Genomic DNA, 6,423 nt, shown 5'->3' on the forward strand with positions numbered 1-6,423 from the left:
GTTTTAAGTGCGGCTCTAATCCACTAAAATGAAAAATCAACCCAAAATATTTAATTCTATTTCAGAATTGCACAAAGCAATGGGACAACCAAAACCCATGCATCCGCTAATCAGTATTCTGAATTACGGTGAAGCAATATTTGATCCGAAAGATTTTGAAAACGGAATTGTTTTGGATTTTTATAAAATATCTTTCAAAACAAATTTCACAGGAAAACTGAAATACGGACACGGTTTCTATGATTTTGAAGAGGGCGGCATGTCATTTGTTTCTCCTGGACAAATTTTGAAAATGCAGGAAGAAGAAGCAGATTACAGCGGCATGTCGCTTAATATTCATCCTGATTTTTTTCGTCCTTATTCTTTAAACGAGAACATCAAAAAGTATGGATTTTTCTCGTATTCCGCCGCTGAAGCTTTGTATTTATCTGAGAAAGAAAAAGAAACTATTTTGGGCGTTTTCAGTAATATTCAAAATGAACTTAACGAACGTATTGATCATTTTAGTCAGGACGTAATTATTTCGCAAATAGAGCTTTTACTCAATTATAGTAATAGGTTTTATAATCGCCAGTTTATAACACGGAAAGCCGTTAATAATGATGTGCTTTCTAAACTGGAAAATGTGATAAACGATTATTTTAATAGCGAAAAACCACTAGAAAACGGCTTGCCAACCGTGCAATATGTTGCTGACGAATTGCAGTTGTCATCCAGATATTTAAGTGATTTACTGCGAAGTACTTCTGGACAAAATACACAGCAGTTTATTCATGATAAATTAATCGAAAAAGCCAAAGAATATATTGCTAAAGGAATTTTATCGGTTTCTGAAATTGCTTATAAATTAGGTTTTGAGCATCCGCAGTCTTTCAATAAACTTTTCAAGAAGAAAACAAACAGCAGTCCGATTGCTTTTAAAAAATCATTTACTAAAAATTAAAATATGGCATCATTAAATTTTGAAGAGTTAAAAAAACGTTCCGTTGAAATTAGAAAGCGTTATCACGAATTAGAATTGGCACATCATGGAAGTGAATGGACTATTGAAGAAGATGCGCTGGCCTTTTTAACAGATGCTGGTTTGGTAGCTAGAAACGTAATGTCGCAGCAAGGCAGATGGCCAAAAGCAAATACTGAAGAAGAATTAAATCACAAAATTGGTGAATCGATTTGGTGGCTTACCGTTTTGGCGGAAAGAATGAATATCAATATCGAATCGGCTGCGGAAGATTTCTTAGCCAAAACAGAAAAGTTATTGTAATAGTAATTTATGAATTCAATTTATTTCAATTTATAAAATAATAAGAATAAAAATGGAACCAACTTTTTTTGCAGTATCGGCTGAATTTAGAAAATGGCTGGAGAAAAACCATAAAAATCAAAACGAACTTTTGGTTGGTTTTTACAAAGTTAACAGCGGGAAAGCTTCTATGAGCTGGTCAGAATCTGTAGATCAGGCACTTTGTTTTGGCTGGATTGATGGCGTGAGGAAATCGATTGATAAGGATAGTTATACTATTCGATTTACTCCTCGAAAAACTTCGAGTATTTGGAGCGCGATTAATATTCAAAAGATGGAGGATTTAACCAAAGCAGGACTAATGACTAACGCAGGATTAAAAGCGTTTAGTTTTAGAACTGAGAATAAATCTAAAATTTATTCGCACGAAAAAGAACCAGTTCCGCTTGATACAGCTTACGAAAATGAGTTTAAGGCTAATAAAACGGCATGGGAATTTTTTGAAAAGCAGGCACCGTCTTATAAAAAAGTAATGATTCACTGGATTATGAGTGCCAAGCAAGAAAAAACAAGGCAGTCGCGACTTGAAAAGACTATTTCAGAAAGCGAAAAGCAAAAGAGAATGACCTAAATTTTAATTATATCTCTTTGGTTAGTTTGCTGCCATTTATGTTTTAATCTGATATTCTCATTTTTATTTTTGGATTGAAAAGAAAAATCCCTTTATCCAAAACCAAAACGCTGTCAAACCTGCTGTTGGTCGAAATTCTGTATGTCAGAAAATCAATTTATAGTACATTTATGCTTTATAGACTATTTTAAAGCAAATCAGCAATGAAAAAAATATTCCTTTCTTTATGTCTTTTTGGTGTAATTTCTAATGTTTCGAGTCAGGAATTGGCGAATGCTCCAAAGCCTTTTGGACCGCTTCCAACTCAGAAACAAATTGATTGGCAGGAAATGGAGTTTTACGCTTTTGTGCATTTTTCATTAAACACTTTTACCAATAAAGAATGGGGATTTGGAGACGAATCTCCAGAACTTTTTAATCCGTCGCAATTAGATGTTCGTCAATGGGCGCGCGTGGTGAAAGAGGCGGGAATGAAAGGGATTATTCTGGTTGCAAAACATCACGACGGCTTTTGTTTGTGGCCATCGGCATATACAGAACGCTCTGTTAAGAATTCTCCTTGGGAAAATGGAAAAGGTGATTTGGTTAAAGAATTGGCGGCAGCCTGCAAAGAATATGATTTAAAGTTAGGATTATATCTTTCGCCTTGGGACAGAAACCATCCGCAATATGGTAAACCAGAATATGTTACATATTTCAGAAATCAGTTAAAAGAATTATTGACCAATTACGGAGATGTTTTCGAAATGTGGTTTGACGGTGCAAATGGCGGCGACGGATATTATGGAGGGGCAAACGAAACCCGTAAAATCAATTCGCTTACGTATTATAATTGGGATGAAACGTATAAATTGATTTATGATATCGCGCCAAAAACATTAGTTTGGGGCGTTGGACCATCTGAAGCAAGGTGGATAGGAAATGAAGAAGGACGTGCAGGAAAAACCAATTGGTCATTACTTCGTCAGAAAGATGAATTGGCTGGGAAAGTACATTACAGCGAATTTATGTCTGGACATGAAGACGGCGAAAAATGGGTTCCGGGAGAAGCTGATGTTTCCATAAGACCAGGGTGGTTTTATCATGCGGCTGAAGATGATAAAGTGCGTTCGCTTGACGAAATGGTTGATATTTATTATGAATCAATTGGAAGAAATGCAACTTTGTTATTGAATCTTCCAGTAGACAGACGCGGATTGGTTCATGAAAATGACGAAGCGAGATTGAAGGAATTAGTGGCTACTATTAAAGCAGATTTCAAAAAAGAATTACTAGCTGGATCTACAGTTCAAGCATCAAATACAAGAGGAACAGATTCTAATTTTGGTCCTCAAAATGTTATAGACGGAAATAAAAATACCTATTGGGCAACCGATGATAAAGTTAAACAAGCTTCAGTCGAATTTACTTTTAAAAAACCTACTGCAATAAATAGAATTTTACTTCAGGAATATATAAAGCTTGGGCAGCGTGTAAAAGCATTTTCTGTTGAAGCCAATGTAAACGGACAATGGAAAACAATTGCTAATGAAACTACTATTGGTTACAAAAGAATTCTGCGTTTAGACCGCGTGACGGCTTCAGCAATTAGAATTAATATTTTAGATGCAAAAGCTGGTTTTGTAATTAGTACAATTGAGGCTTACAATGCACCAACTTTTGTAAAAGAGCCACACATTGTTCGTGATAAAAATGGTTTGGTTACGATTAAATCGGAAGAAGGCAATGCTGTTTATTATACTTTGGATGGAAAAACACCTTCTGAAAAAAGCACTTTATACAAAACTCCTTTTACTTATAATAAAGCGGTAGAAATTAAAGCAATTTCTAGAAACACAAAAGAGAAAATCAATAGTGCAGTTAAAATGGCTAAATATGGTGTTTCTAAAGAAAAATGGAAAGTACTTTCTGTTTCAAGCGGTGACATTAAAACGGTTGAAAAAATTATTGACGGCGATGCTAATACGGATTGGGGATTTGGAAATGATGAAAATAAATTACCGCAAGCTGTCATTATCGATATGGGAGAATTGATAGATGTAAAAGGTTTTACTTATATACCACAGCAGGTTGGAAATAACTTGAATTTGATTTCGAATTATGAATTCTACACTAGCGAAGACAATATTACGTGGACGAAACAATCTGAAGGAGAATTTTCCAATATCAAACATAACCCGATTGAACAATTTAAGAGTTTTGCTGCAGTAAAAGCAAGATTTTTAAGATTTGTTGCAACAGCTGCCGTAGGAAAAGGGCAAAGTGTTTCGATTGCTGAAATTAATGTTATCGAATAAATGCTTTTTTTGAAAGTTTAAAATTGCTTTAAGTTTCCTATTTTGTTTTCTGACGAACGGTAGTCGTTATTAGTCGAAATTTTAGTTACAGCAGATTATTAAATTCTACTTTTATCTTACATTAATTAAATGAGCGACAGCGATATGATTAAAGAAGATATAGGTTTTACAGAAGCAGGAAAGTTTGAAGAAACTCGTTTCGAGAAAATTCATAATGTTATTTTCGAATCGTCGCAGGAGGCTTCTTTATTAGTCGCGCAGGAAATTGCCAATTTGATTCAGAGAAAAAATGAGCTGAATGAACCTTGTGTTTTAGGTTTGGCAACAGGATCTTCTCCAATCAAAGTTTATGAAGAACTTGTAAGAAAACATAAAGAAGAAGGGCTGAGTTTTGCAAACGTAGTGACCTTCAATTTAGATGAATATTATCCGATGGATAAAAATGATATTCAGAGTTATTATCATTTTATGCACGAGCATTTGTTCAATCACGTTAATATTCTTTCAGAAAATATCAATATTCCAGACGGGCAGGTGAGTGCCGAGGAATTACAACAATACTGCATTGATTACGAGATGAAGATCAAATCTTATGGAGGATTGGATTTTCAGCTTTTAGGAATCGGCAGAACAGGACATATTGGTTTTAATGAGCCAGGTTCGCACGTGAACTCAGGAACCAGAAGTATTACTTTGGATCATTTGACACGTGTCGATGCGGCTTCTTCTTTTTTAGGAATTGACAATGTTCCGAGAAAAGCCATTACAATGGGAATTGGAACCGTTAGAAATGCAAAAAGAATTGTTTTACTAGGATGGGGAATCAGTAAAGCGGGAATTATAAGAGATACAATCGAGGGCGAGGTTTCTTCGCAAGTGCCGGCTACGTATTTACAAGAGCATAACAACACAACATTTGTTCTAGATACAGAAGCTTCATCTGAACTGACAAGAGTAAAAACGCCTTGGCTTGTAAAGTCTTGCGTTTGGACAGATGAATTAAAATTGAAAGCGGTGGCTTGGCTAAGTGAGTTAACGAAGAAACCTTTCCTTAAACTTACCGATAAAGATTATAACGACAACGGAATGTCGAGTCTTTTAACAGAAGAAGGAACTGCATACGATTTAAACATTAAGATGTTTAATAAAATGCAGCAAACCATTACGGGATGGCCGGGAGGAAAACCAAATGCAGATGATACGTACAGACCAGAGCGTTCGACTCCAGAGAAGAAAAGGATAATTATTTTCAGTCCGCATCCAGATGATGATGTAATTTCGATGGGAGGAACATTTGATCGTTTGGTAGAGCAGGGGCATGAAGTTCATATCGCGTATCAGACTTCAGGAAATATTGCTGTTTCTAACGAAGAGGCTTTAAAATTTGCTGAAATTTCAAAAGCGTTGAATCTGAATTCTTCTGTTTCAGATGAAATTATCGATTTCTTACAAAACAGAACAGGAAATGAAATTGATTCGCCAGAAGTAAGAAAACTAAAAGGATTAATTAGAAGAAGTGAATCTTTCGGGGCAACTCGTTACATTGGTTTGCCAGATTCAAATGTAAATTTCTTAGATCTTCCTTTTTATGAAACAGGTACAGTTAAGAAAAATAATCTTTCGGATGCAGATATCGAGATTATGTGCGATATCATTGAAAGAATAAAACCGCATCAAATTTATGCCGCTGGAGATTTAGCAGATCCGCACGGAACTCATAAAGTTTGTTTAGACAGTTTGTTTGAAGCTTTGAAAAGATTAAAACATAAAAGCTTTATGGACGAATGCTGGGTTTGGCTTTACAGAGGAGCGTGGCATGAATGGGAATCGTACCAAATTGACATGGCAGTACCAATGAGTCCTGACCAAGTTTTGAAGAAACGACATGCAATTTTTTATCACCAGTCTCAAAAAGACGGCGTAATGTTTCAAGGTGATGACAGCAGGGAGTTTTGGGTGCGAGTTGAAGACAGAAATAGATTGACTGCAGAAAAATATCACAACTTAGGATTAGCAGATTATTCGGCTATCGAAGCGTTTAAACGTTATCATTTCTAAGTAATTTTTGCAGCAATAAAGATAATAGACTATTTCATGGTTTATTTTGGTTAGTTACCTATAATTGAGAGAAAATGCGGTCGTGGTTGGCCGCATTTTCGTTTTTTATGCGTTTTGTGTTTTTACCGTAAAGTTTTTTTTAACCGCGAAGTTTTTTTTTAACCGCAAAGAGCGCAAAGATTTACGCAAAGTTC

The 6,423-nt window shown here is 35.4% G+C and carries 5 protein-coding genes; all 5 read left to right on the plus strand.

The features are described 5' to 3' along the window. Positions 1–28: 28 nt before the first annotated feature. Positions 29–943: an AraC family transcriptional regulator gene (locus BSF42_RS18225; protein WP_095954524.1), complete on the plus strand. Its 915-nt coding sequence runs from the start codon at positions 29–31 to the stop codon at positions 941–943. A 3-nt stretch (positions 944–946) separates the two neighbouring features. Next, positions 947–1,264, plus strand: coding sequence for a MazG-like protein (locus BSF42_RS18230; protein ID WP_095954525.1), 318 nt, complete (start codon positions 947–949; stop codon positions 1,262–1,264). A 52-nt stretch (positions 1,265–1,316) separates the two neighbouring features. Continuing rightward, a complete protein-coding gene (locus tag BSF42_RS18235) occupies positions 1,317–1,874 on the plus strand; it encodes a YdeI family protein (protein ID WP_095954526.1) in 558 nt (185 codons plus the stop codon). A 203-nt stretch (positions 1,875–2,077) separates the two neighbouring features. Beyond that, on the plus strand, positions 2,078–4,171 hold the full coding sequence (locus BSF42_RS18240) for an alpha-L-fucosidase (protein WP_095954527.1): 2,094 nt from the start codon (positions 2,078–2,080) through the stop codon (positions 4,169–4,171). Between the two features lie 129 nt (positions 4,172–4,300). Beyond that, a complete protein-coding gene (nagB, locus tag BSF42_RS18245) occupies positions 4,301–6,229 on the plus strand; it encodes a glucosamine-6-phosphate deaminase (protein ID WP_253251112.1) in 1,929 nt (642 codons plus the stop codon). Positions 6,230–6,423 lie beyond the last annotated feature (194 nt).

Origin of the sequence: Flavobacterium sp. ACN6, from assembly GCF_002304005.1 — a bacterium.
Taxonomy (GTDB): domain Bacteria; phylum Bacteroidota; class Bacteroidia; order Flavobacteriales; family Flavobacteriaceae; genus Flavobacterium.